This window comes from Burkholderia sp. Ax-1720, from assembly GCF_011753035.1.
GTDB lineage: Bacteria > Pseudomonadota > Gammaproteobacteria > Burkholderiales > Burkholderiaceae > Burkholderia > Burkholderia gladioli.
In genome coordinates this window covers 1-25310 of the sequence record NZ_VWWK01000106.1, presented here as the reverse complement: position 1 = coordinate 25310, position 25310 = coordinate 1, and the positions used below count along the sequence as shown (strand labels likewise).

General features: G+C 67.7%; 15 protein-coding genes and 1 pseudogene. 12 read left to right on the top strand and 4 right to left on the bottom strand.

Annotation, left to right across the window (positions count from 1 at the left end; genetic code table 11):
- On the top strand, positions 1 to 1155 hold a 1155-nt coding region (locus tag F3J18_RS24830; protein ID WP_240156436.1), incomplete at its 5' end, for a PAS domain-containing sensor histidine kinase.
- Complete coding sequence (locus tag F3J18_RS24825; RefSeq protein ID WP_013690177.1) at positions 1152 to 1796, top strand: response regulator transcription factor; 645 nt, start codon at positions 1152 to 1154, stop codon at positions 1794 to 1796. The genes F3J18_RS24830 and F3J18_RS24825, both read left to right, overlap by 4 nt.
- 119 nt (positions 1797 to 1915) lie before the next feature.
- Here the strand turns inward: F3J18_RS24825 and F3J18_RS24820 are convergent, their stop codons facing one another.
- The 4 genes from F3J18_RS24820 to F3J18_RS24805 all read right to left on the bottom strand — a co-directional run bounded on the left by F3J18_RS24820 (position 1916) and on the right by F3J18_RS24805 (position 5589).
- Positions 1916 to 2191 (bottom strand): DUF1488 domain-containing protein, encoded by a 276-nt coding sequence (locus F3J18_RS24820; protein WP_025100537.1) that lies wholly within the window; start codon positions 2189 to 2191, stop codon positions 1916 to 1918.
- Between the two features lie 188 nt (positions 2192 to 2379).
- Entirely contained in the window at positions 2380 to 2769 is a 390-nt protein-coding gene (locus tag F3J18_RS24815; protein ID WP_166914746.1) for a DUF488 family protein, read from the bottom strand.
- Positions 2770 to 2947: 178 nt separating this feature from the next.
- Entirely contained in the window at positions 2948 to 4150 is a 1203-nt protein-coding gene (locus F3J18_RS24810) for an amino acid aminotransferase (RefSeq protein WP_025100534.1), read from the bottom strand.
- Positions 4151 to 4197: 47 nt separating this feature from the next.
- The gene (locus F3J18_RS24805; RefSeq protein ID WP_025100533.1) at positions 4198 to 5589 is read right to left on the bottom strand and encodes an amino acid permease; all 1392 of its coding nucleotides are present in this window, start codon (positions 5587 to 5589) and stop codon (positions 4198 to 4200) included.
- A 303-nt stretch (positions 5590 to 5892) separates the two neighbouring features.
- Between F3J18_RS24805 and F3J18_RS24800 the strand changes: the two genes are divergently transcribed.
- The 10 genes and pseudogenes from F3J18_RS24800 to F3J18_RS24755 all read left to right on the top strand — a co-directional run.
- Complete coding sequence (locus tag F3J18_RS24800) at positions 5893 to 6384, top strand: Lrp/AsnC family transcriptional regulator (RefSeq protein ID WP_013690171.1); 492 nt, start codon at positions 5893 to 5895, stop codon at positions 6382 to 6384.
- Between the two features lie 620 nt (positions 6385 to 7004).
- A complete protein-coding gene (locus F3J18_RS24795; RefSeq protein ID WP_166914745.1) occupies positions 7005 to 8708 on the top strand; it encodes an alkaline phosphatase family protein in 1704 nt (567 codons plus the stop codon).
- Positions 8709 to 8814: 106 nt separating this feature from the next.
- Positions 8815 to 10242, top strand: coding sequence for a cytochrome c peroxidase (locus tag F3J18_RS24790; RefSeq protein WP_166914743.1), 1428 nt, complete (start codon positions 8815 to 8817; stop codon positions 10240 to 10242).
- Positions 10243 to 10584: 342 nt separating this feature from the next.
- Entirely contained in the window at positions 10585 to 11262 is a 678-nt protein-coding gene (locus F3J18_RS24785) for a GNAT family N-acetyltransferase (protein WP_166914741.1), read from the top strand.
- A gap of 192 nt (positions 11263 to 11454) precedes the next feature.
- Entirely contained in the window at positions 11455 to 11808 is a 354-nt protein-coding gene (locus F3J18_RS24780) for a hypothetical protein (RefSeq protein WP_025100529.1), read from the top strand.
- 68 nt (positions 11809 to 11876) lie between these two features.
- The gene (locus tag F3J18_RS24775; RefSeq protein ID WP_025100528.1) at positions 11877 to 12491 is read left to right on the top strand and encodes a tail fiber protein; all 615 of its coding nucleotides are present in this window, start codon (positions 11877 to 11879) and stop codon (positions 12489 to 12491) included.
- 93 nt (positions 12492 to 12584) lie between these two features.
- Positions 12585 to 22493: a DUF4347 domain-containing protein gene (locus tag F3J18_RS24770; protein ID WP_166914739.1), complete on the top strand. Its 9909-nt coding sequence runs from the start codon at positions 12585 to 12587 to the stop codon at positions 22491 to 22493.
- Positions 22490 to 24142 carry a TolC family protein gene (locus tag F3J18_RS24765; protein ID WP_205195561.1) on the top strand — a complete coding sequence of 551 codons (1653 nt, stop codon included), beginning with the start codon at positions 22490 to 22492 and terminating at the stop codon, positions 24140 to 24142. The genes F3J18_RS24770 and F3J18_RS24765 overlap by 4 nt, the downstream gene beginning before the upstream one ends.
- On the top strand, positions 24139 to 24945 hold the full coding sequence (locus tag F3J18_RS24760; protein WP_166914737.1) for an efflux RND transporter periplasmic adaptor subunit: 807 nt from the start codon (positions 24139 to 24141) through the stop codon (positions 24943 to 24945). Before F3J18_RS24765 ends, F3J18_RS24760 begins: the two co-directional genes overlap by 4 nt.
- 4 nt (positions 24946 to 24949) lie before the next feature.
- Positions 24950 to 25310, top strand: a pseudogene (locus F3J18_RS24755) (secretion protein HylD); the annotation flags it as partial.

Sequence of the window (25310 nt, the reverse complement as noted above, 5' to 3'; positions counted from 1 at the left end):
GCGGTGGCCGGCTGGGCCCGCGCGCGGGCCGCGGTGCGCGCGGCGCCGAGCGGCAGCCGCCTCAACGAGGCGCGCATGATGGGCATCATCCGCTCCTCGATGGAGGCGATCATCACGGTCGACGAGGAGCAGCGCGTGGTGATCTTCAATCCGATGGCGGAAAAGGTGTTCGGCGTGTCGGCGATGGACGCCATCGGCGCGCCGCTCACGCGCTTCATCCCGCCGCGCTTTCGCCACGCGCACAGCGAGCACATCAACCGTTTCGGCGTGACCGGCCAGTCCGAGCGGCACCTGGGCAGCCAGCGCCTGCTCTACGGGCTGCGCGCCAACGGCGACGAATTCCCGATCGAGGCCTCGATCTCGCAGATCCACGACGGCGCCGGCAAGCTCTACACGGTGATGATGCGCGACGTGACCGAGCGCCTGCAGGCCGAGAACGCGCTGAAGGCCTCGCGCGAGGAGCTGCGTGAGCTGTCGGCGAACCTGCAGCGCGTGCGCGAGGAGGAAAAGACCCGCATCGCGCGCGAACTGCACGACGACCTCGGCCAGCAGCTCACCGCGCTGAAGATGGACCTGTCGGCGGTCGAGCACCGGCTGCTGCGCAACAAGGCCGACGAGGTGCACGAGGGCGTGACCGAGCCGCTGCGCGAGATGCGCCGCCTGATCGACGCGACGGTCGCCTCGGTGCGGCGCATCGCGGCCGACCTGCGCCCGGTGATGCTCGACGACCTCGGCCTGGTGCCGGCCATCGAATGGCTGGTCAACGATTTCACCAACCGCTACGGGATCGAGGTGGAGCGCCGCATCGAGCCCGGCGAGGTGCAGTTCTCGAACGCCAGCGCCACCGCGCTGTTCCGCATCGTGCAGGAGGCGCTGACCAATGTCGCGCGCCACGCCGACGCCTCGCGCGTCGAGCTGACCCTGAGCGTGGACGAGCGCCAGTGCGTGCTGCGCATCGTCGACGACGGCGTCGGCGCGCCCCAGGCCGACGGCCATCGCACGCCCGACGACAAGTCCTTCGGCCTGCTCGGGATCCGCGAGCGCGCGCACATGCTGGGCGGCGCGGTGCGCATCGAGACCGCGCGCGACCGCGGCTACGCGATCACCATCACGATCCCCCTTCCCTCGATTCAACAGGACCCGAACTCGCCATGATCAATGTGCTGATTGCCGACGATCACGCCCTCGTCCGCGACGGCTTGCGCCATATCCTCAAGGACGCCACCGGCTTCGAGGTGGCGGGCGAGGCACACGACAGCGCCTCGACCATCGCGCTGATCCGCTCGACGCCGGCCAACGTGCTGGTGCTGGACCTGTCGATGCCGGGCCGCAACGGCGTCGAGCTGATCAAGCAGATCAAGGACGAGAAACCGACCCTGCGGATCCTGGTGCTGACCATGCACGCCGAGCAGCAATACGCGCTGCGCGCGTTCCGCGCCGGCGCCTCGGGCTACCTGACCAAGGAGAGCGCGAGTGCCGAGCTGGTGGGCGCGGTCGGCAAGGTGGCCTCGGGCGGCGTGTACGTGAGCCTGTCGATGGCCGAGCGCTTCGCGCAGAGCCTCAACGAGCCGGCCGATACGCTGCCGCACCAGCGGCTCTCGGATCGCGAATTCGACGTGTTCCGGCGCATCGCCACCGGCCAGACGCTGACCGAGATCGCCAACGCGCTATGCGTGAGCGCGAAGACGGTCAGCACCTACAAGACGCGGATCCTGGAGAAGATGCAGATGCCGCACGAGGCGGCCCTGGTGCGTTATGCGTTGCGGCATCGCCTGGTCGACGATCCGGACGATTGAGCGCCGGGCGGAAAAGACAATGCCGGACGATGGTCCGGCATCGAATGGGAGGGAGCCGGCCCGAAGGCCGGCGACTGGCGACTGGCAGCCGCCGTGTTCGCAGCCTCGGTCGAAAAACCTCAGCCGCAGAAACGGAAAAAACCGCTGGTGAGCTTGATCGGCTTGCCGCCCGCCGATTCGATCATGCGCCGCGCGGCTTCCTCGATCTCGTCGCGATGCGCGGCGAAGGCGTGGCGCAGATCGCCCTCGCCGCACGAGGCCGCGCCGTAATGGCTTTCGAGCGCCTCGGCGCTGATCTCGCAACGCAGGCGCGTGGCGTCGACCAGCACCGGAAACGCGATGGCCGGGTCGGCCGGGGTGAATTGCGGGGGATCCTGCGGAAACGAGATATGCATGACGTCCTCCTGTTCGGGCGGTGCGGGTGCACCCGACTATTCAAGATAGTCGGCGAAACGGCGCCGTGCTTGCGCGCGATCAAGCCGATAGCAAGGGCCGCATCGTCATATCACGCGCCCCGCGATCGGGGTCGCAATCCTCGTGCCGCGAACCCGGCGCGATATCGCCATCGTCACGGCCGAGCGCCTCAGGGCAGCACCGCCGCGCCGCGCGACTCCAGCAGGCTGCGCAGCACGCCGCGATGGCAATGCGCCTCGTCCTCGCAATAACAACCGACCGAGAAATCGCTGCCATGCGACAGCGCGGCCAGCAGGTCCAGCACCTTGCCCGCCTCGCCCTTGGCCATCTCGGCGCGAAAGGCACGCTGGAAGGCGTGCCACTGCGCATCGGTCTGCGCCGCGTGCGCGGCCTTGACCAAGGGCTCGCTCGGCGCGAGCACCGGCAGCCAGACGTCGTAATAATCTCGCGTCGCGAATTCGCTCCTGGGCACGCCACGCGGCGGCCGCCGCACCGTGCCGATCCGCACGCCCTCGTCGGGCGCGCGCGGCGAACCGAGCCGAACCACGCGAATACTCATCCTTGCCTCCCTTGCGTCGAGCGAATCCGGATCGACGATACGCCGATCGACGCGGATCCGCCTGCCGACCCGCCTTGAAACGAAAAACGGGGCCGTGGCGCGCCGCCGCCCGAAGGCAACGACGAACCACGGCCCCGCCAGGCTGCCAGGCGCGCCCGCGATACCGGGCGCGCGAGACTCAGACGCCGCTGGCAATCACCTCGCCGATCGCGTCGGCGACGATGCCGACGTTCGACTCGTTCAGGCCCGCCACGCACATGCGGCCCGAACGCAGGATGTAGACGCCGTACTTCTCGCGCAGCACGTCGACCTGGGTTTCGGTCAGGCCGCTGTAGGTGAACATGCCGCGCTGCTTGATGTAGCGCGACAGCGCCTCGCCCTTCACGTGCGCCTTCAGCCCGTCGTGGATCGCGGCGCGCATCTTGGCGATGCGGCGGCACATCACGGCCAGTTCCTCTTCCCATTGCGCGCGCAGCTCGGCCGAGCCGAGCACGGCGGTGACCAGCTTCGCGCCCTGGGTGGGCGGGTTGCTGTAGATCGCGCGCACGTTGCTGGCCAACTGGCCCAGCACGCGGCCAGCGGTGGCGGCGTCCTCGCAGATCACCGACAGGCTGCCGCAACGCTCGCCGTAGATCGAGAAGTTCTTCGAGAACGAGGTGGCGATCAGCGCCGGGATACCGCGACGGGCGATCTCGCGCACCGCGAAGGCATCGGCGTCGAGGCCGGCGCCGAAACCCTGGTAGGCCATGTCGACGAAGGGCAGCAGCTCGCGCGCCTGCAGCACGTCGATCACCTTGAGCCACTGCGCGTCGTCCAGGTCCACGCCGGTCGGGTTGTGGCAGCAGGCGTGCAGCAGCACGGCACTGCGCGGCGGCAGCGCATCGAGCGCGGCCAGCATGGCGTCGAAACGCAGCCCGCCGGTGGCGTCGTCGTAATACGGGTAGGTCTCGACCTTCAGCCCCGAGCGCTCGAACACGAAACGATGGTTCTCCCAGCTCGGGTCGCTCACCCAGATCGGCGTATCCGGGAAGTAGCGCTTGATGAAATCGGCGCCCACCTTCAGCGCGCCCGAACCGCCCACCGTCTGCACCGTGGCAATGCGGCCCGCGTCGCGCACCGCGCAGTCCTTGCCGAACACCAGCGTCTGCACGCCTTCGCGGTAGGCCTCGATGCCGGCCATCGGCAGGTAGGGCTTCGGGCCGATCGCGGCGGCAAGGCGGTTCTCGGCCTCGCGCACCGCGCCCATCACCGGAATGCGACCCTGTTCATCGAAATAGATGCCGATGCTCAGGTTGACTTTCCGCTCGCGCGGATCTTTCTGGAAATTCTCGTTCAGCGAGAGAATCGGGTCGCCCGGGAAGGCATCGATGTGTTCGAACATGGCAAGTCCTGGTCAATCGGGAGGAAACTGGCGCGCCCTGACGCGCCTCAATGTGCCGATACGCCGCCGGGCGTGGCACCGTTGGCGGGGCGTGACCGCAAACGATACCCGATTCCGAGCACGATCAGCCACACCGGAATCAGATAGACAGACAGGCGCAGGTCGGGCGTCAGGTACATCACCACCAGGATCGCGGCCAGGAAGACCAGGCTCAGGTAGTTGGTGAGCGGATATCCGAGGCTGCGGAACTGCGTGGGCTGGCCCGCCGCGCGCTTGGCGGCGCGAAAGCGCAGGTGGATGTAGCTGATCATCCCCCAGTTGATGATCAGCGCCGACACCACCAGCCCCATCAGGAAACCGAAGGCCTTGCCCTGCATCAGGTAGTTGAGCAGCACGCAGATGCCGGTGGCGACCGCCGACACGGCCAGCGCGGCCACCGGGATGCCGCGGCGGTTGACCTTGAGCAGCGCGCGGGGCGCGTTGCCCTGCTTGGCCAGGCCGAACAGCATGCGGCTGTTGCAGTAGACTCCGCTGTTGTAGACCGACAGCGCGGCCGTCAGCACCACCACGTTGAGCACGGTCGCCACCAGGTCGCTGCCGAGCGCGTGGAAGATCAGCACGAAGGGGCTGCCGCCGGTGACCACCTTCTGCCACGGATAGAGCGAGAGCAGCACGCCGAGCGCGCCGATGTAGAAAATCAGGATCCGGTAGATCACCTGGTTGGTCGCGCGCGGGATGCTGCGCGAGGGATCGTCGGCCTCGGCGGCGGTGATGCCCACCAGCTCGAGCCCGCCGAACGAGAACATGATCACCGCCATCGACATCGTCAGGCCGCTCACGCCGTTCGGGAAGAAACCGCCCTCGCGCCACAGGTTGGCCACGCTCGCCTGCGGCCCGGCCTGCCCCGACAGCAGCAGCCAGCCGCCGAACACGATCATGCCGACCACCGCCGCCACCTTGATGATGGCGAACCAGAACTCGGTCTCGCCGTAGGACTTCACGCTGACGAAGTTGAGCAGGTTGATCACCACGTAGAACACCAGCGCCGAGACCCAGGTCGGCACGCCCGGCCACCAGTACTGGACGTAGAGGCCGACCGCCGACAGCTCGGCCATGCTGACCAGGATATAGAGCACCCAGTAGTTCCAGCCCGACAGGAAGCCGGTGAAGTGCCCGCAGTATTTGTCGGCGAAGTAGCTGAAGGAGCCGGCCACGGGCTCGTCCACCACCATCTCGCCGAGCTGCCGCATGATGAAGAAGGCCACGATGCCGGCGATCGCGTAACCGAGCAGCACCGACGGCCCGGCCGCCTGGATGGTCTGCGCGATGCCCAGGAACAGGCCCGTGCCGATCGCGCCGCCCAGCGCGATCAACTGGATGTGGCGGTTCTTGAGCCCTCGCTTCAGACCACCGTTCTCGTTCTGTGTGTGTTCAACCATATCGTCTCCGTACGATCCGCCCTGGCCAGGCGGCACGTGTCGTCCCCCATGCAGGCGCCGGCTGGCGAACGCCCCGGACCACCCGGGGCGCGCTGGCTGCGCGCCGAAAATCCGCAATTGTAACGGTTTGCGGTCGTCCATCCTCGCGGCGGCCGCCGCCGGTTCGCCCGGCCACGACATCACGCACGAAAATCGTGCACGCAGTGTAGCCGCAGCGCGATGAAATGGGGTTGTGCCGGAAACCCGTATTTACCCTTTTTGGCGAGATAGGATTTCGCGAATCGCGGCAATCAGGAAACCAACATGCATGAACCCTCATCCGAGGCCGGCGGGCGCCTCGACCGTCTCGACCGGGAATTGCTGCGCGTGCTCCAGCAGCAGGGGCGGATCTCGAACCTCGAGCTGGCCAGGGCGGTCGGGCTGTCGGCGGCCCAGACCCTGCGCCGCCATCGCCGCCTCGAGGAGATCGGCGCGGTGCGCCGCTACGAATCGCGGCTCGACGCGGCGATGCTCGGCTTCGGCGTGACCGCCTTCGTCCAGGTGAAGATGGAGCGCGGCCATATCCGCGACCTGGCGACCTTCCAGAAGCTGGTGGCCGAGCATACGCAGATCCAGGAGTGCTTCTCGGTGACGGGCGATATCGACTACGTGCTGAAGGTGGTGGCGCGCGACCTCAAGGGGCTGTCGAACTTCCTGCTCGATACGCTGATGCGGATTCCCGGCGTGAGCGGTGTGCAATCGAGCGTCTGCCTCGACGAAATCAAGTGCACCAGTGCGCTGCCGCTCGAGTCCTGAGATCGCGCCGGATTGCTTTCACCAAACTTTTTTCATTCTTTCGATTGATTGTCGGCGCGCGGCATCGCCCTGCGCGCCGCCGGCATGAAGCCGGTTGCCACCAACGCCGGGCCGCCGCCCACCGTTTTTTTCACGAGGCCGACATCGCGCCGTCACATCGGAGCCGCGCCGGATCTGGCCCCGCCCGGTTCGGGCCGATGCGGCCGAGGCATCGATCCATGCGATCCACCCGCGCCGCCGCCACGAAATGAAATGCTTCGTTCATGGAAAAAGAATAACAACGAAAGCGTTTCTTCCCGCGATCGTCATCCGTTCATCATGCCTGCGTCATCGACAAAATTCCGCTCGGGCCGGCCGCGCACGGCCTCGCAAACGATGTCACCCGCCCCCGCCTTCACCTCTCTTTCCCCTCCGAATCTGTCGTAATGATCGAGTCACACGCGCGTAACGATCGCGAAAGTAACTCTTCCCGCCAGCTTCATACCGACCTGATTCAATGCACGCACTTCGCAGCGGGACCATCCCCTGCGAAGACCCCGCCCGCTACCAACAATGGTCCGCGCCGTCCGCACGGGGGTGTCCGCAACACACAGACGGCCTTTCCAATGGAGTCTCACACAATGCTTCGTCGAACCCTGATCGCCACTGCCTGTGCCGCGTCCGCGCTGGCGCTGTACGCCTGTGGCGGCTCCGACAGTTCCACGCCGCCCTCGACGACGACCACGCCGCCGGCCAGCACGGTGTCGTCGCAGGACGCCCTGCAGACCGCAACGCCGATCAAGCACCTGGTGGTGATCTACGGCGAGAACGTGTCGTTCGACCATTACTTCGGTTCCTACCCGAACGCGACCAACCCGGCAGGTGAACCGGCCTTCACGCCGGCCGCGGGCACGCCGAGCATCAACGGCCTGACGGGCACGCTGCTGACGGCCAACGGCAACTTCACGAACACCCAGAACGGCGCGAATGCCGCGAACCCGTTCCGCCTCGACCGCACGCAAGCCGCCTCGGCCGACCAGAACCACTCCTACACGCCGGAACAGCAGGCCTACGACAACGGTGCGGCCGACCTGTTCCCGCTCTTCACGGGTACGGCGACCGCGGGCGGTGCCGGCTCGTTCGGCACGAAGGGCCAGGTGATGGGCTTCTACGACGGCAACACCGTCACGGCGCTCTGGAACTACGCGCAGCACTTCTCGATGAACGACAACGCGTACTCGGACACCTATGGTCCGTCGACGCCGGGCGCGCTCGAAGTGGTGTCGGGCAATACCAACGGCATGCAGATCGTCAAGACCTCGAAGCAAGTCTCGACGCTGGCCGCCAGCTCGTACTTCATCAATGACGGCCAGAGCGGCTACACGATGATCAACGACGTCGACCCGGGCTACGACGTCTGCTCGAGCACGACCGACCAGGCCATGATGCAGGGCAAGAACATCGGCGACCTGCTGAACGCGCAGAAGGTCAGCTGGGGCGGCTTCATGGGCGGCTTCAACCTGTCGACCACCAACGGCAACGGCACCACGGGCTGCGCGCGCAGCACGATCGCCACCGCCGTGAACGCCGCGACGGCCGACTACATCCCGCACCACAACTGGTTCCAGTACTTCGCCTCGACCTCGAACCCGCAACACACGCGCCCGAGCTCGATCGCGGCGATCGGTTCGAGCGTCGAAGCCGACGGCAAGACGGCCGAGCCGGCGAACCACCAGTACGACACGGACGACTTCTTCGCGGCAGTCAAGGCCGGCAACTATCCGTCGGTCAGCTTCCTGAAGGCACCGGCCGCGCAGGACGCGCACGCCGGCTACTCGGATCCGCTCGACGAGCAGCAGTTCGTGACCAAGGTGGTCAACTTCCTGATGCAGCAGCCTGACTGGAAGAACACCGCCGTGATCGTCACCTATGACGATTCGGACGGCTGGTACGACCACGCCTACACGGCACCGACGCACGGCTCGTTCGACGCGGTCGACCAGGTCAACGGCAACGGCCTGTGCGGCACCTCGGGTTCGCAGCCGAACGGCGTGACGGGCAAGCCGGTCAACGGCCGCTGCGGTCCGGGCACGCGCATCCCGTTCGTGGTGATCTCGCCGTGGGCCAAGACGAACTTCGTCAGCCACACGCAGATCACGCAGGCTTCGGTGGTCCGCTTCATCGAGGACAACTGGCTGGGCGGCGCACGCCTGGGCGGCGGCTCCTTCGACGCCACGACCGGCAGCATCACCGACATGCTGAACACGACGGGCTCGGCCAACACCACGGCCCTGTTCCTCGATCCGACGCTCGGCACGCAAGTCGCCACGGCTCCGTCGAACTGATCGCGATCTGATCGACGAACCGAAACAAGCGGCCGGCGCGCAAGCGCCGGCCTTTTGCCTGTGCGGCGGCCCTCGCGGCCGCCCTGGAAGAATCGACCACACCAGCATGAACGAGCTTTCCGCCACGCCCGCCGTCCCTCCCTCCTCCCCGGCACCGCGCCGTCGCGCGCTGCGCGGTTTCGCGTACACCGTGCTCGGCGCGGCGCTCGCCGCCGCGATCGGCTATGCCGGCTACGCGGTCGCGTTCCCGGCCGACGTGCCCGAGGCCGTCGGCGAGATCGTCGAGAACCTGACCGGCGCGAATCCGCACCCGGTGGTGCTGCAACGCCCCGCGGTGCAGCCGCTGTCGGCGGTCGCCCTGCTCGGCAAGTCGCTGTTCAACGATCCGATGCTCTCGGCGTCCGGCAAGCTCTCGTGCGCCTCCTGCCATAGCGCCTCGCATGCCTATGGCCCGCCGAACGACCTGGACGTGCAGCTCGGCGGCCAGGACATGAAGCTCGAGGGCTATCGCCCGCCGCCCTCGCTGATGTACCTGTACCGCCAGCCGAACTTCAGCATCGGCCCCGATGCCGGCGAGAACGACGCGGCGCCCACCGTGCAGCAGCTCGCCAGCCAGAACGCCGGCGTGGTGAAGGCCCAGAAGACCGCCGGCGTCTCGGCCGCGCCGCAGATGGTGCCGCAAGGCGGCCTGTTCTGGGACGGCCGCGCCGACACGCTGCAGCAGCAGGCCTTCGGCCCGCTGCTCAATCCGGTGGAAATGGCCAATACCAATGGCGTCGACGTCGCCAAGCGCGTCGAGAACAGCCGCTACGCGGGCCCGCTCAAGCAGTTGTTCGGCGCCAACCTGTTCAACGATCCGCAACTGGCGATATCGGAAGTGATGTTCGCGATCGCGCGCTACCAGATCGAGGATCAATCCTTCCACCCCTACAACAGCAAGTACGACCGCTGGCTGGAGGGCAAGGCCCATCTCACGCATGCCGAGCTGCACGGGCTGCGCCTGTTCAACGACCCGGACAAGGCCAACTGCGCCGGCTGCCACCTCTCCAAGCCGAGCCAGGACGGCCTGCCGCCGATGTTCACCGACTACCAGTACGAGGCGCTGGCGGTGCCGCGCAACACCGCGCTGGCCCAGAACAAGGACCCGGCCTTCTACGATATCGGCGTGTGCGGCCCGTTCCGCAGCGACCTGAAGGACCAGTCGCAATACTGCTCGATGTTCCTCACGCCGACGCTGCGCAACTCGGCCACGCGCCACGTGTTCTTCCACAACGGCATCTATCACGACCTGCAGCACGTGATGGATTTCTACAACGAGCGCAATACCAACCCGGGCAAGTTCTACCCGCGCGGCGCCGACGGCAAGGTCCACAAATACGACGACATCCCGGCCAGGTACCTGGCCAACGTCGACGTGACCGACGCGCCGTTCGACCGCAAGTTCGGCGACCAGCCGGCCATGACGCAGGACGACATCAAGGACATCATCGCCTTCCTGCAGACGCTCAACGACGACCCGGTGCCGAGCCACTGAGGCCCGCCCCCGCCTGCACCGGCCGGCGCTCCAGCCCGGCCGCGACGCCCCGGATTTTCCGGGGCGTTTTTTTTGATCCCGGCGATAGCGGTTGCCATGAAGATCCGGTATTGCAAATATCCTCGCCTTTCAATTTCATTTCAAATTCGCCACACATTTTAACAATCCCGCAGTGTGTAATTCCCCGCGCAATCGATCAAAAAAATTTAGATACTCGCCGCGCAAACGTATTCGGGCAATTACTGAATAAGCGGAATGGAAATTCTGTTGCTGCTGATCTGACATTTGGTTAGGATCTCGATTGTTAATTTTGTAGTCTGATTTTTCGACACTTCCCGCTCCATGGCACTCGAATCGGCGCATGTCTCGACAAGCTGTACCGCGGCAATTCACGCGAATGCGGAATTGACCGTGCAGGCATCGACCGCCGAGGACCAGGCTTTCCTGCACGCCGTGTTCGTGACCACGCGTCGCGAGGAATTCATGCGGACCGGCTGGCCGAGCGAGCGCGTCGAGGCCTTCCTGCACGAGCAATCGCGGATGCAGGACCGCTACTACCGCCAGCATTACGGGCAGGGCCGGTTCGACGTGGTGCGCCTGGACGGCGAACCGATCGGGCGGCTTTACCACGCCTGGCGCCCCGAACAGCTCGGCGAGGAGGCGCGGGTGATCGACATCGCCCTGCTGCCGGCCTGGCGCGGCCGCGGTATCGGCACCCGCCTGATGCAGGCGGTGGTGGCCGAGGCCGACCGCCAGGGCCTGCCCGTCAGCCTGCAGGTGGAAGTCGACAATCCGGTGCAGGTTTTATATAGGCGGCTGGGTTTTTCGAAAATCGGCAACAGCGGCATTTATGACACGATGCGCCGCGAATGCGGCGCCGGCGATTTGCCCGCTTCGGCGGCCGCGATGCGGCCTTTGCCACTCAATATATTAAGTGCGCGATTTTCGACTTCAGGAAATCCGGAGCCTGCCGTTAACAGCGAAAACGGAAGCAGCAGGGAAAACGCGCATTCCGTATAACTACCTATTCAATATATCCCGCATACGATCGTTTGAAATCGTGAAGCGGAAAATTTAAGGAAGCCGGGCGCGGAGCGTGGAAGCTTTTACCGCAGCCCGGAATACAGGACGGCCAACAGGGATCGCTGGTTCGCACAACCCGGGGGGGTGGGGCGGCCGGCGGGCGTATGGACCAAACGCCTAGGAAACGACGTGTCAGTTCTACCCACTCACGACGAGCTCGTGCAATTGCTCGGACAGGTATTGACCATCGAGACGGCCGACGAAGCCGCGCTGCCGCTGACCCAGACGCGCCTGACGGACGCGCCGGCCGGCCTGCCGATGGACAGCAGCTACGACTGCTACCTGGCCCACTTCGAACTGCCGGCCAACGTTCGGTTGCCGCAGGACACCTACCGCTTTCGCGTCGCGGACGGCCGCCACTGGCTGCTGTTCGTCTCGCCGACTCGGCCGCTGCCGAGCGGCGCGGGCATGGTCTGCGCCGTCATCCACCGCAAGAAATCCGACGACCAGGCCGCCACCGGCCTGGCGACGTCCGATGCCTGACGCCGGCGAGCCGCCATCGGTAGCCGCAGCGCACCCGTTTCCCCACCCGATCTCCCTCAGGAGTCAACATGTCCGATCAGTACCTTGGTGAAATCCGCATGGTCGCCTTCGACTTCGCGCCCTATGGCTGGGCGCTGTGCGGAGGCCAGTTGCTGCCGATCTCGCAGAACAACGCGCTGTTCGCCTTGCTCGGCACCAATTACGGCGGCACCGGCGTGACCACCTTCGGCCTGCCGAACCTGCAGGGCCGCTCGCCGGTCGGCGTCGGCACCGGGGCGGGCCTCGCGCCGATCGTGCTCGGCGAGACCGGCGGCGCCGAGCAGATCACGCTGACCAGCTCCGAAATGCCGATGCATACGCACACGGCAGTCGTGACGGGCGGCGGCGGCACCAGCACGGTGTCGATCTCGATCCCGGCCACCACCACCACCGCGAATCCGCAGTCGGTGCCGGGCAGCAACACGGTGCTCGGCCCGGGCGCATCGAGCGGCCACACGGCCACGGTGTACAGCACCGCCACGCCGAACACGAACCTGCTGCCGTTCAACGCCAGCGTGACCACCGCGCCCCCCAGCATCACGAATACGGTGGCCGGCGGCAGCCTGCCGTTCGACATTCGCAATCCCTACATCGGCCTGACGTTCATCATCGCGCTGCAAGGGGTTTACCCGACGCGGGGCTAAGCGCGTCGCAGCTTCAAACATCGCCCGGCGCGGATCGGCCGCCCGGGCACGCGAGCACGGCGTCGGGCCGGTAGCAGCACGGAGAGTATCGTCATGAAGATCGTCAAACAGTGGTTCGCACGCCAGAGCCAGAAGCAGCGGGATGCCGAACGGCCCGGCTCGCGCGTCGCGGCCTCGCCGCTGTTGCTCGCACTCGAACCGCGCGTCGTCTACGACGCGTCGGTGGCTGCCGTCGCCGCGCAGCCGCACGCCCATGAACACGCGCATGCGGAAACGCATCGCACCGAAGCGCAAACCGATACCGCGACGGCCGGCAACGCCACCCCGCCGCAAGCGTCCTCGGCGCCGGTCGACAAGCCGGTGCGCAGCGCCTCGCGCGCAACCGCCGAAGGCACCGACACCTCGGCGCAAGCCCAATCGCGATCGGCCGCCCAAGGGAACACCGATACGCAGCACGCCACGGCAAACGACGTCGGCATCGCGATGCCGGCCGTCGGCCAGACCGACGTGGTCTTCATCGACCCGAGCGTGGCGAACTACCAGACGCTGATCGCCGGCCTGCCCGCCGGCACGCAGTACGTGGTGCTCGATGCCGGCAGCGACGGCTTCGCGCAGATCGCAAGTTATCTGCGATCGCACCAAGGGGTCGAATCGATCAGCCTGATCTCGCACGGCACGGACGGCGCGATCCAGGCCGGCTCGACCTGGCTGACCGCCTCCGATTTCTCGGCCTACAGCGCGGAACTCGCGCAGATCGGCGCGGCCATGAAGCCGGGCGGCGACTTCCTGATCTACGGCTGCGACGTCGCCCAGCAGGCCGACGGCCAGGCGCTGGTGCAGCAGATCGCCGGCGTCACGCACCTGAACGTGGCGGCCTCGATCGACGCGACCGGCGCCGCCGCGCTCGGCGGCAACTGGACGCTCGAATACCAGGTCGGCCAGGTGCACACGGCGCTGAACGAATCGGCCACTGCCCAGGCGCAGTTCAACGAGCTGCTCGGCGTGACAGTGGAAACCTACGACACCGCCGCCAACAACAACTTCCAGGCGCTCGGCTCGTCCCAGTTCATGCTCGACGGCATCGTCTACACGCTCGACCAGGCCGCCAACACCTTCGCCTACAACGATTCGAATTCGCCGAACGGCCCCACCGACATCACCGACTCGTCGACCGACGGCGTGCTCGAGATCAATGCGGACGGGGGTTCGGCGATGAGCAACGTCACCATCTCGCTGGCAAACGGCCATACCTTCAACCTGCAGAGCTTCGACCTCAGCTCCTTCAACGGCGATCTCTACATCCAGGCGCACTATGCCAACGGCACCAGCAGCGGGCTGATCCAGCTCGCCACGGCCGCGGTGGGCGGCTTCCCCGGTGCCACCGTGTCGAGCCAGCTGGGCAGCGCCTTCAACAATATCGTCTCGTTCTCGCTGATCGACCAGAACGACCCCGGCGCCTTCGAGCCTTCGCTGGACAACCTGACCTACCAGGACACCGGCCCGGCGGTCACCACCAGCAGCGGCAACGCCACCTGGAGTTCGGCCGACAACGGCGCGGGCACGGGCGGCACGGCGGTGAGCGTCGACCCCGGCCTGACCCTCAGCGACGGCGGCTCCAGCACGGCCAAGACGGCCACCGTCCAGATCACCAACTTCCAGACCGGCGACCTGCTCAACTTCACGGCGCAGAACGGCATCACGAGCACCTACGACACCACCACCGGCACCCTGACGCTGAGCACCGGCGCCGGCACGGCGACCATCGCGCAATGGCAGGCCGCGCTCGAATCGGTGACGTTCTCGAGCTCGCTGACCTCGCCCAATCTCTCGACCACCACGCGCACCGTCTCGTTCTCGTTCAACGACGGTACCTTCGTCAGCAACATCGCCACGCGCAACGTGACGATCACGGCGGTCGACCAGAGCCCGGTGCTGAGCGAAGGCGGCGCGGCCAGCACCAGCTATCTCGCCGGCACTGCCGCCGCCGCGGTGGACGCGAACATTCACGTCAGCGATGCGGACAATGCCTCGCTGGCCGCCGCCACCGTTACCATTTCCAGCGGCTTCGTGAGCGGCGATTCGCTGGGTTTCGTCAACAACAACGCCACGCTGTACGGCGACATCCAGGCCAGCTACAACCCGAGCTCGCATGCGCTGTCGCTGTTCTCGGGCAGCGGCACCGCCACGGTCGCGCAGTGGCAGGCCGCGCTCGATGCGGTCAGCTTCGCGTCATCGAGCGGCACCACCGGCGGCACGCGCGACATCACGTTCTCCGTGAGCGACGGCACCAAGACCAGCGGCACGCTGCATCACAGCGTGGTGGTGACGGTCGGCCCGACGGTCACCACCGACAGCGGCTCGGCCATGTTCGTGACTGGCGACAACACGGCCTCGACGCCGGTGGCGGTGGACGCCGGCATCGTCGTCTCCGACGGCGTCAGCAGCACGCTGGCGAGCGCCACGGTGCAGATCACCGGCAACTTCCAGGTCAATCACGACCAGTTGCTGTTCGTCAACAACCCGGCGACGATGGGCGACATCAGCGCCGTCTACAACACCAGCACCGGCCTGCTCACGCTGACCTCGGCCAGCGGCACGGCCAGCCTGGCGCAATGGCAGGCGGCGCTGCGCGCCGTGACCTTCACCAGCGACCTGGTCGTGCCGTCGAACGCGACGCGCACGGTCAGCTTCCGGATCAACGACGGCACCCTGGTCAGCCCGGTGGCGAACCGCTCGGTGAGCGTCACGGATGTCGACCAGACGCCGATCATCGGCGGCGGCGGCACCACCGTCAATTTCACGGCAGGCGACAACACCGTCTCCACGCCGGTGGTGATCGACAACACCATCACGGTGGCCGACGCCGACGGCGGCCCGCTGCACACGGCCACCGTCACGATCTCGAGCAACGTCCAGCCCACCGACGTCCTGGCGTTCAACAACAATAATTCGGTGCTCTACGGCGACATCCAGGCGACCTATTCGAACGGCGTGCTCACGCTGAGTTCGTCCAGCACCACGGCCACGCTCGCGCAATGGCAGGCCGCGCTGCGCGCCGTCACCTATACCTCCACCGCCGTCACGCCGTCGAACCTGTCGCGCACCGTCACCTTCAGCATCAGCGACGGCACCAAGAGCAGCGGCACCGTGTCGGCCACGGTGAACGTGGCCGATACCGACCAGACGCCGCAGATCAGCGGTAGCAGCGGCAACGTCACGCTGACCCAGGGCGACAACACGAGCTCCACGCCGGTCACGGTGGACGGCGGCATCGTGGTGTCCGACCTCGACAACGGCACGCTCGCCTCGGCCACCATCACGATCGGCAACGTCGACGCCAGCGACGTGCTGCTGTTCGTCGGCAATCCCACGACGATGGGCAACATCAACGGCTCGTACTCGAACGGCGTGCTGACGCTGAGCTCGGTCGGCAACAGCGCCACGGTCGCGCAGTGGCAGGCCGCGCTGCGTTCGGTCCAGTTCCAGAACTTCTCGTCGGTGCCGACCACCACGCCGCGCGTCATCAGCTTCGTGATCAGCGACGGCACCAAGACGAGCGGCTCGTGGAGCCGCACGGTGGACGTGGCGCTGACCGACCAGACGCCGCTGCTCGACACCAGCGGCGGCAGCACCACCTTCACCTCGGCCGACAACGCCCCCTCGATCCCGGTGGCCATCGACACCGGCCTGATCCTGACCGACAGCGACAGCCCCACGATGGTCTCGGCCACCGTGCAGATCACCGGCAACTACGTTGCGGGCGAGGACGTGCTTGCGCTCGGCGGCTCGTTCGGCGACATCACCGCGAGCTTCGACGCCAGCAACGGCAAGCTCACGCTGAGCTCGGCCGGCGCCTCGACCACCGCGCAGTGGATCGCGGCGCTGCGCTCGGTGACCTATACCGACCTGGCGGCGGTGCCGACCGGCACGACCCGCACCATCTCGTTCGCGGTCAGCGACGGCACCAAGGCCAGCGCCACCGAGACCAAGTCGCTCGGCATCGTCGCGACCCACCAGACGCCGGTCCTGACCAGCGGTACCTCGACCAGCCAGGACTTCCTGCCCGGCAATTCGGCCACCACGATCGACAGCGGCCTCGCGCTGACCGACCTGAACGTCGGCAACCCGTCCGCGCTGGTCTCGCTGACGATCACGGTGCAAATCACGTCCGGCTTCGAGATCGGCGACGTCCTGTCCTTCAGCGGGCTGGGCCAGATTCCGGTCAACGGCATCTCCCCCTCCTACGATCCGTCCACGGGCACGCTGACGATCACCTCCACGGGCGGCACCCTCGCGCAGTGGCAGAGCGTGCTCGACAATCTGCAGTTCCAGACCGGCTCCAATGCGCCGCTCGGCACGCGCGCGGTCTCGATCACCATCGGCGACGGCACCAGGACCAGCACGCCGGCGACCTACTCGATCGACGTGATCAGCTCCGCGCCATCGCTGGCCACCAGCAGTACCGGCAGCGCGCACTTCCAGGCCGGCGACAACGTGCCTGCCACGCCGATCACGATCGATGCCGGCATGACCGTCGGCGACCCGCTCGGCAACGTGGTGGACACCGCCGTGATCTCGATCACCGGCAACCTGCACAGCGGCGAGGACGTGCTCGGCTTCACCAACGATGGCTCGACGATGGGCGACATCAGCGGCGTCTACAACACGCTGACCGGCGTGCTGGTGCTGACCTCGTCGAGCGGCACGGCCACCCTCGCGCAATGGCAGTCCGCGCTGCGCTCGGTCACCTATACCGACACGGCCGTCACGCCGAACACGGCCACGCGAACGGTCGACATCACGCTGAGCGCCGGCGCGCAGACCAGCAACACGCTGGAGCGCACCATCGCGGTGGCGAGCGTCGACCAGACGCCGATCCTGACCACCGGCAGCACCGGCTCGGCGGCGTTCATCGCGGGCGACAACGTCGCGTCGACGCCGGTCGCGATCGATACCGGCATCATCGTCTCGGATCTCGACAACGGCACGCTGGCTTCGGCCACCGTCCAGATCGGCACGGGTTTCCATGCCGGCGAGGACGTACTGTTGTTCATCAACGACGGCGCCACGATGGGCAACATCACGGCCAGCTACGATGCCGTGCACGGCACCCTGACGCTGAGCTCGGCCAATGGCATCGCCACGCTGGCGCAATGGCAGGCCGCGCTGCGCGCGGTCACCTATACCGACACGGCCATCACGCCCGACACGGCCACCCGCACGATCAGCTTCTCGGTCAACGACGGCACCAAGACGAGCACCCCGATCACGCGCAACGTCAGCGTCGCCGACGTCGACCAGACGCCGGTCATCGGCTCCACCAGCAGCGGCCCGGCTGCCTTCCAGGCCGGCGACAACAGCATTTCCACGCCGATCGCGATCGACAACGGCATCGTCCTGGGCGACCTCGACAACAGCACGCTGGCCTCGGCCAAGGTGCAGATCGGCACCGGCTTCCAGCTCGGCGAGGACGTGCTGTCGTTCGTCAACGACGGCGCCACCATGGGCAACATCACGGCCAGCTACGACGCCGTGCATGGCACCCTGACGCTGACCTCGGCCGGTGCCAGCGCCACGCTGGCGCAATGGCAGGCCGCGCTGCGCTCGGTCACCTATACCGACACGGCCATCACGCCCAACACGGCCACCCGCAGCATCGGCTTCTCGCTCAACGACGGCACCCAGACCAGCGCGACCTACTCGCGCGACGTCACCGTCGCCGATGTCGACCAGACGCCCGTCGTCGGCTCCAACAATTCCGGCTCGGTCCCCTTCAAGGCCGCCGACAATGCCCCATCCACGCCGGTCACGATCGATGACGGCATCACGCTGTCCGATCTCGACAACGGCACCTTCGCCTCGGCCATCGTGCAAATCGGTGCCGGCTTCCATGCCGGCGAGGACCTGCTGGCATTCGTCAACGACGGCGCCACGATGGGCAACATCACGGCCAGCTACGACCCCGCGCACGGCACCCTGACGCTGAGCTCGGCCGGTGCCAGCGCCACGCTGGCGCAATGGCAGGCCGCGCTGCGCTCGGTCACCTATGTCGACACGGCCGTCACGCCCGACACGGCCACCCGCAGCATCGGCTTCTCGGTCAGCGACGGCACCCAGACCAGCACGACCTACTCGCGCGACGTCACCGTCGCCGATACCGACCAGACGCCGATCCTGACCACCGGCAGCACGGGTTCGGTGGCGTTCACCGCCGGCGACAACGTCGCGTCGACGCCGGTCGCGATCGACACCGGCATCGTCGTCTCGGATCTCGACAACGGCACGCTGGCTTCGGCCATCTTCCAGATCGGCGCGGGTTTCCATGCCGGCGAGGACGTGCTCGGCTTCGTCAACGACGGCGCCACCATGGGCAACATCACGGCCAGCTACGACGCTGCCGCCGGCACCCTGACGCTGAGCTCCTCGGGCAACAGCGCCACGCTGGCGCAATGGCAGGCGGCGCTGCGCGCGGTCACTTATACCGACACGGCCATCACGCCCGACACGGCCACCCGCACGATCAGCTTCTCGATCAACGACGGCACCAAGTCGAGCCTCTCGCTCGCGCGCACCGTCACGGTTGCCGACGTCGACCAGACGCCGACCGTCGGCTCCAACAGCAGCGGCCCGGCTGCCTTCCAAGCCGCCGACAACACCGTTTCCACGCCGATCGTGGTCGACAACGGCATCGTCCTGGGCGACCTCGACAACAGCACGCTGGCCTCGGCCAAGGTGCAGATCGGCACCGGCTTCCAGCCCGGCGAGGACGTGCTGTCGTTCGTCAACGACGGCGCCACCATGGGCAACATCACGGCCAGCTACGACGCCGTGCACGGCACCCTCACGCTGACTTCGGCCGGCGCCATCGCCACGCTGGCGCAATGGCAGGCCGCGCTGCGCTCGGTCACCTATACCGACACGGCCATCACGCCCGACACGGCCACCCGCAGCATCGGCTTCTCGCTCAACGACGGCACCCAGACCAGCGCGACCTACTCGCGCGACGTCACCGTCGCCGACGTCGACCAGACACCGCTCATCTCGTCGAGCAGCACCGGTTCGGTGCCCTTCAAGGCAGGCGACAATGTCGCCTCCACGCCGGTGGTGGTCGACAACGGCATCACGCTGACCGATCGCGACAACCCCACCCTCGCCTCGGCCACGGTGCAGATCGGCACGGGCTTCCATGCCGGCGAGGACCTGCTCGGCTTCGTCAACGACGGCGCCACCATGGGCAACATCACGGCCAGCTACGACGCCGTGCACGGCACCCTCACGCTGAGCTCGGCCGGCGCCACCGCCACGCTCGCGCAATGGCAGGCCGCGCTGCGCTCGGTCACCTATACCGACACGGCCGTCACGCCCGCCACCGCCACGCGCACCCTGATCGTCTCGGTCAATGACGGCGTGAAGACCAGCGGGGCCATCACGCGCAACATCACGGTCGCCGATACCGACCAGACGCCGCTCATCTCCTCGAGCAACAGCGACCCGGCCGCCTTCGTGGCCGGCGACAACACGGCGTCCACGCCGATCGTGGTCGACAACGGCATCACGCTGTCTGATCGCGACAATTCCACCTTCGCCTCGGCCACGGTGCAGATCGGCACCGGCTTCCACGCCGGCGAGGACCTGCTCGGCTTCGTCAACGACGGCCTCACGATGGGCAACATCACGGCCAGCTACGATGCCGTGCACGGCACCCTGACGCTGAGCTCGGCCGGCGCCACCGCCTCGCTGGCGCAATGGCAGGCGGCGCTGCGCTCGGTCACCTACACCGACACGGCCATCACGCCCGATTCGACAACGCGCGTCATCAGCTTCGCCGTCAGCGACGGCGTGAAGGCCAGCACCGCCATCACGCGCGAGGTCACCGTCACCGATACCGACCAGAGGCCGATCATCTCGTCGAGCAACACGGGCTCGGTCTCCTTCACGGCAGGCGACAACGTCGCGTCGACACCGGTGGTGGTCGACAACGGCATCGTGCTGAGCGACCTCGACAACTCCACCTTCGCCTCCGCCACCGTGAAGATCGGCGCCGGCTTCCATGCCGGCGAGGACGTGCTCGGCTTCGTCAACGACGGCGCCACCATGGGCAACATCACCGGCAGCTACGATGCCGCCACCGGCACGCTGACGCTGAGCTCGGCCGGCGCGATCGCCTCGCTGGCGCAGTGGCAGGCCGCGCTGCGCTCGGTCACCTACACCGACACGGCCATCACGCCGGACGCCGCCACGCGCAGCATCAGCTTCTCCGTCAACGACGGCGTGAAGACCAGCACCGACATCACGCGCAGCGTGACCGTCACCGATGTCGACCAGACGCCGCTCATCTCGTCGAGCAACACCGGGCCGGCCGCCTTCGTCTCGGGCGACAACGTCGCCTCCACGCCGATCGCGATCGACAACGGCATCACGCTGTCCGACCGCGACAACACCACCTTCGCCTCGGCGACGGTGCAGATCGGCGCCGGCTTCCATGCCAACGAGGACCTGCTCGCCTTCGTCAACGACGGCGCCACGATGGGCAACATCACGGCCAGCTACGACGCCGTGCACGGCACCCTGACGCTGACTTCGGCCGGCGCCACCGCCACGCTCGCGCAATGGCAGGCCGCGCTGCGCTCGGTCACCTATACCGACACGGCGGTGCTGCCCAATACGGCCTCGCGCACGCTGATCGTCTCCGTCAACGACGGCACCGAGACCAGCGCCGCCCTCACGCGCAGCGTGTCGGTCACGGCCACGCACCAGACGCCGCAACTGGGCGGCGGCGATGCGCAGCTCAGCTACACGGCCGACGGCAAGAGCGGCTCCACGATCACGGTCGGCGACGGCATCACGCTGGGCGATCGCAACAACACGCCGCCCACCACGGCGACGGTGGCCTTCGGCGGCAGCTTCGACGCCAAGCACGACGTGCTGGGCTTCACGCCCAGCACCGCCAGCGGCGATATCACGGCCAGCTACAACGCCGCCACCGGCACCCTGACCTTCAGCTCGGCCAGCGGCACCGCCACCACCGCGCAATGGCAGGCGGCGCTCAACGCGGTGACCTACACCGACACCCAGGCCGAGCACGCCAACGGCTCGCGCACCCTGGTGTTCACGGTCGGCGACGGCACGCGCAGCAGCGCGCCGCTCACGCGCACGCTGCAGATCGTGGGCGTGCCGCAGCCGGTCGGCGTGCCGATCCTGCCGCCTACCGTGGAGCCGGATCACCGGCCGACGCCGCCGATCGCGCCGCCGCCGCAAGTCGAGATCCCGCGTTCGACCATGCTGATCGCACCGGATGCCCAGGAGCGCAACGACGGCGTGTCGAATCCCCTGATCGTGCTGGCGGCGCTCGACGCGCCGCGCCAGATCAGCACCATCGTGCCGCGCGACACCTTTACCTTCGCCACCCACGACGCGCACGGAAACGCATTGGGCGACACCTCCGTCACCTCGCTCGAATCGATCGTGCCGCAAGAGGCGGCCGCTGCACCGGCGACCGCGCATCTGCTGCCTGCCGCCGACGTGCATGCCATGCACCAGCCCGGCAGCGCCTTCGCGCTCAACGTGGCCCCGCTGCTGCGCGCGCCGGCCAATGCCGAAGCCGCGCACGAGCAGGCCAGCGTGACCGTCACACTGGCCGACGGCGCGGCCCTGCCGACCTGGCTCCATTACGACGCCGCGCACGGCACGCTGAGCGGCACGCCGCCGGCCGGCGTGCACGAGATCCGCGTCACGCTGGTCTCGCGCGACGCCGCCGGCAACGTGGTGCGCCGCGAGGTGGTGGTGCGCTTCGACGCGCACGGCAAGCCCGCCGCCAACGCGCATGCCGCGCCGAAACCGGCAGCCAAGCCGGCGCCGCACGCCGCCGTGCCGCCCGCCAAGGCTTCGCTCACCGCGCAATTCGCCAATGCGGTGGCCACGCTGCACGTGCCGCGCCACGACGCGGCCCTCGCCGAGCGGCAGTCCGCCGTCGCGGCCGTCACCCCGGAGCGCCGCTCATGAAATCCGCATTCGTTTTTTCCTTTGCCCATTCCTCCAAGAGACCACTCGCCGTGAACAACAAGACGCTCCGAGGACGCGCGCCGCGTCCCGCCCTGCTCGCCGCCGCCCTCGCCGTGGTCTGGCTGTCCGGCTGCGCCGTGAAGCCGGTCCCGTTCACCGACGCGGAGCGCGCCGATACGGCCCGCACCGACCGCGCGGCGATGTTCACGAACCAGCAGCCGGTGAGCGGCCCGATCACGCTCGACGAGGCGATGGCGCGCGCGATCCGCTACAACCTCGACCATCGCCTGAAGATGATGGAAGAGGCGCTCGCGCAGCGGCAGCTCGACCTGTCGAACTTCGACCTGCTGCCCAAGCTGGCCGCGCAAGCCGGCTACACCAACCGCAACCACGAGCTCGCCTCGGCCTCGGAAGGCCTGTTCACGCACGAGGAATCCCTGATTCCCTCGTACTCGACCGACAAGAACAGCCGCACCGCCGACCTCAACCTGTCCTGGAACATCCTCGACTTCGGCGTCAGCTACTTCGAGGCCAAGGAGCAGGCCGACCACGTGCTGGTGCTCGAGCAGCGCCGCCGCAAGGTGGTGCAGCTGATGATGCAGCAGGTGCGCGAGGCCTACTGGCAGGCGGTGGGCGCGCAGCGCCTGCGCGAGAGGATCGGGCCGCTGCTCGAACAGGCCGGCGCCGCGCTCGACGATTCGCGCAAGACGCAGGCGCAGGGCCTGCGCTCGCCGATCGAGACGCTCAACTACCAGCACGCGCTGCTCGACCTGATGCGCCAGCTCGAGGCGGTGCGCGACCAGCTCGAGGAAGCCAAGCCGCGCCTGGCCTCGCTGATGAACCTGGAACCCGGCCGCGACTTCACGCTGGCCGCCGGCGACGACTTCAAGGTGCCGGTGTTCGAGATGCCGATGCCCAAGATGGAAGACATGGCGCTGCAACGCCGGCCCGAGCTGGTCGAGGCCAGCTACAACGAGCGCATCAGCGTCAACGAGACCCACAAGGCGATCGCCAAGCTGCTGCCCGGCATCGAGTTCAGCCTCGGCGCACATTACGACAGCAACAGCTTCCTGGTCTACAACGCCTGGCGCTCGGCCGGCATCAGCGTGAGCTGGAACCTGCTGAACCTGCTCAACGAACGCAATATCCGCGGCACCGCGCAGGCCCAGCTCGACGTGGCGAAGATGCAGCGCATGGCGCTCAGCATGGCGGTGCTCACCCAGGTGCACGTGGCACGCAGCGAGCTGGCCGCCAAGACGCGCCAGTTCGACCTGTTCAAGCAGATGAACGACGTCGACCAGCAGATCCTCGAACACACCCACAACGCCACCACGGCCAACGCGCAGGGCAAGCTCGAGGAGATCCGCGTGGCCACCGCCGCGATGATGTCCGAGCTGCGCCTCTACCAGAGCTACGGCGAACTCGAGAGCGCCTATGGGCAGATGCTCGCCACGCTGGGCCTGGACCCGGTCGGCGACAAGCTGAACGGCCATGACCTCGCCTCGCTGCGCAAGTCGATCGGCGAGGAACAGCAGCGCTGGGACGTGCTGGCCCAGGGCGGCGACCTGACTGCCGCCGCGCCCGCCCGGCCGGGCCCGACGCTGGCCGCCGCAGCCGCGCTCGACGCAGCGGGAGCCACCCAGAAATGACGCAGGCCAGGCACTACCGGGCAGCCGGCGCGATCGCGCTGCTCGTCGCAACAGGTTTCGCGATGGCGGCGCCGCCGGCGCCGGCTCCCGCTCCCGCCGCCGCGCCCGCTCCGGCGGCGGCCCAGGCCCCGACTGCCGACAGCCCCGATTCGCGGATCCGCATCCAGCTGGTGGCGCGCGACCAGGTCGACGTGTCGAGCGAGATCTCGGCCAAGATCGCCTCGCTGCCGTTCCGCGAGGGCGACAGCTTCCGCACCGGGCAGACCCTCGTCACGCTCGATTGTTCGCTGTACAGCGCGCAGTTGCGCAAGGCCCAGGCCGACGCCGACGGCGCGCGCGACCTGCTCGACACCAACCGCAAGCTGCTCGCGCTGCATTCGATCGGCGAGCTGGAGGTGCAGCAGGCGCAGGCCAAGCAGAAGGCCAGCGCGGCCGACGTGGCCTATATGCAGGCCACCGTGCACAAGTGCGCGATCGCGGCGCCCTTCGACGGGCGCGTGGTCAAGCGCAGCGCCTCGCCGCAGCAGTTCGCCGAGCCCGGCAAGCCGCTGCTGACCATCGTCGACACCGGCCATCTCGAACTGAAGATGATCGTGCCGTCGAAATGGCTGGCCTGGCTCAAGCCCGGCCATGCGCTGAGCGTGCAGGTCGACGAGGTGGGCAAGACCTACCCGGCCAAGGTGGCGCGGATCGGCGCGCGCGTCGACCCGGTCACGCAGACCGTCGACGTGACCGCCGCGCTGAACGCCGGCGCGCCCGAGCTGCTGCCGGGCATGAGCGGCTGGGCCAGCTTCGCGCGGTGATGTCATGACGGTGACGGCAACCCGCATGGCGGAAGAAGCGACCCAGGAGCAGGTGCGCATCGACGGCCAGCAGCTCGCGCTGCTCTGGCAGTTGTCGGCCCGCGCCCGCGCGGCCGCCAGCGAGACCACGCTCGGCTTCACGATCGTCAACGAAACCCTGGCCCTGGTGCCCTATCGCCAGGCCGCCTGGTGGCGCGGCGACGCGCCGGGCCACGTGGCGGCCGTCTCGGGCTTGCCGCAGAGCGACCCGAACGCGCCCTACGTGCAGTGGCTCGGCGCGCTCTGCAAGGCGCTCGCGCGCGGCCTGCAGGACGCGCCGCCCAAGGACGCCGCGGCGCGCGTGGAAGGCCAGGGCGCGCCGGTGC

Bases quoted from the DNA above. Each gene is read 5' to 3' on its own strand.
- F3J18_RS24785 (WP_166914741.1), top strand. From the start codon at position 10,585: ATGGCACTCGAATCGGCGCATGTCTCGACAAGCTGTACCGCGGCAATT.
- F3J18_RS24775 (WP_025100528.1), top strand. From the start codon at position 11,877: ATGTCCGATCAGTACCTTGGTGAAATCCGCATGGTCGCCTTCGACTTC.
- F3J18_RS24795 (WP_166914745.1), top strand. From the start codon at position 7,005: ATGCTTCGTCGAACCCTGATCGCCACTGCCTGTGCCGCGTCCGCGCTG.
- F3J18_RS24810 (WP_025100534.1), bottom strand. From the start codon at position 4,150: ATGTTCGAACACATCGATGCCTTCCCGGGCGACCCGATTCTCTCGCTG.
- F3J18_RS24765 (WP_205195561.1), top strand. From the start codon at position 22,490: ATGAAATCCGCATTCGTTTTTTCCTTTGCCCATTCCTCCAAGAGACCA.
- F3J18_RS24770 (WP_166914739.1), top strand. From the start codon at position 12,585: ATGAAGATCGTCAAACAGTGGTTCGCACGCCAGAGCCAGAAGCAGCGG.
- F3J18_RS24805 (WP_025100533.1), bottom strand. From the start codon at position 5,589: ATGGTTGAACACACACAGAACGAGAACGGTGGTCTGAAGCGAGGGCTC.
- F3J18_RS24800 (WP_013690171.1), top strand. From the start codon at position 5,893: ATGCATGAACCCTCATCCGAGGCCGGCGGGCGCCTCGACCGTCTCGAC.
- F3J18_RS24760 (WP_166914737.1), top strand. From the start codon at position 24,139: ATGACGCAGGCCAGGCACTACCGGGCAGCCGGCGCGATCGCGCTGCTC.
- F3J18_RS24825 (WP_013690177.1), top strand. From the start codon at position 1,152: ATGATCAATGTGCTGATTGCCGACGATCACGCCCTCGTCCGCGACGGC.
- F3J18_RS24815 (WP_166914746.1), bottom strand. From the start codon at position 2,769: ATGAGTATTCGCGTGGTTCGGCTCGGTTCGCCGCGCGCGCCCGACGAG.
- F3J18_RS24790 (WP_166914743.1), top strand. From the start codon at position 8,815: ATGAACGAGCTTTCCGCCACGCCCGCCGTCCCTCCCTCCTCCCCGGCA.
- F3J18_RS24820 (WP_025100537.1), bottom strand. From the start codon at position 2,191: ATGCATATCTCGTTTCCGCAGGATCCCCCGCAATTCACCCCGGCCGAC.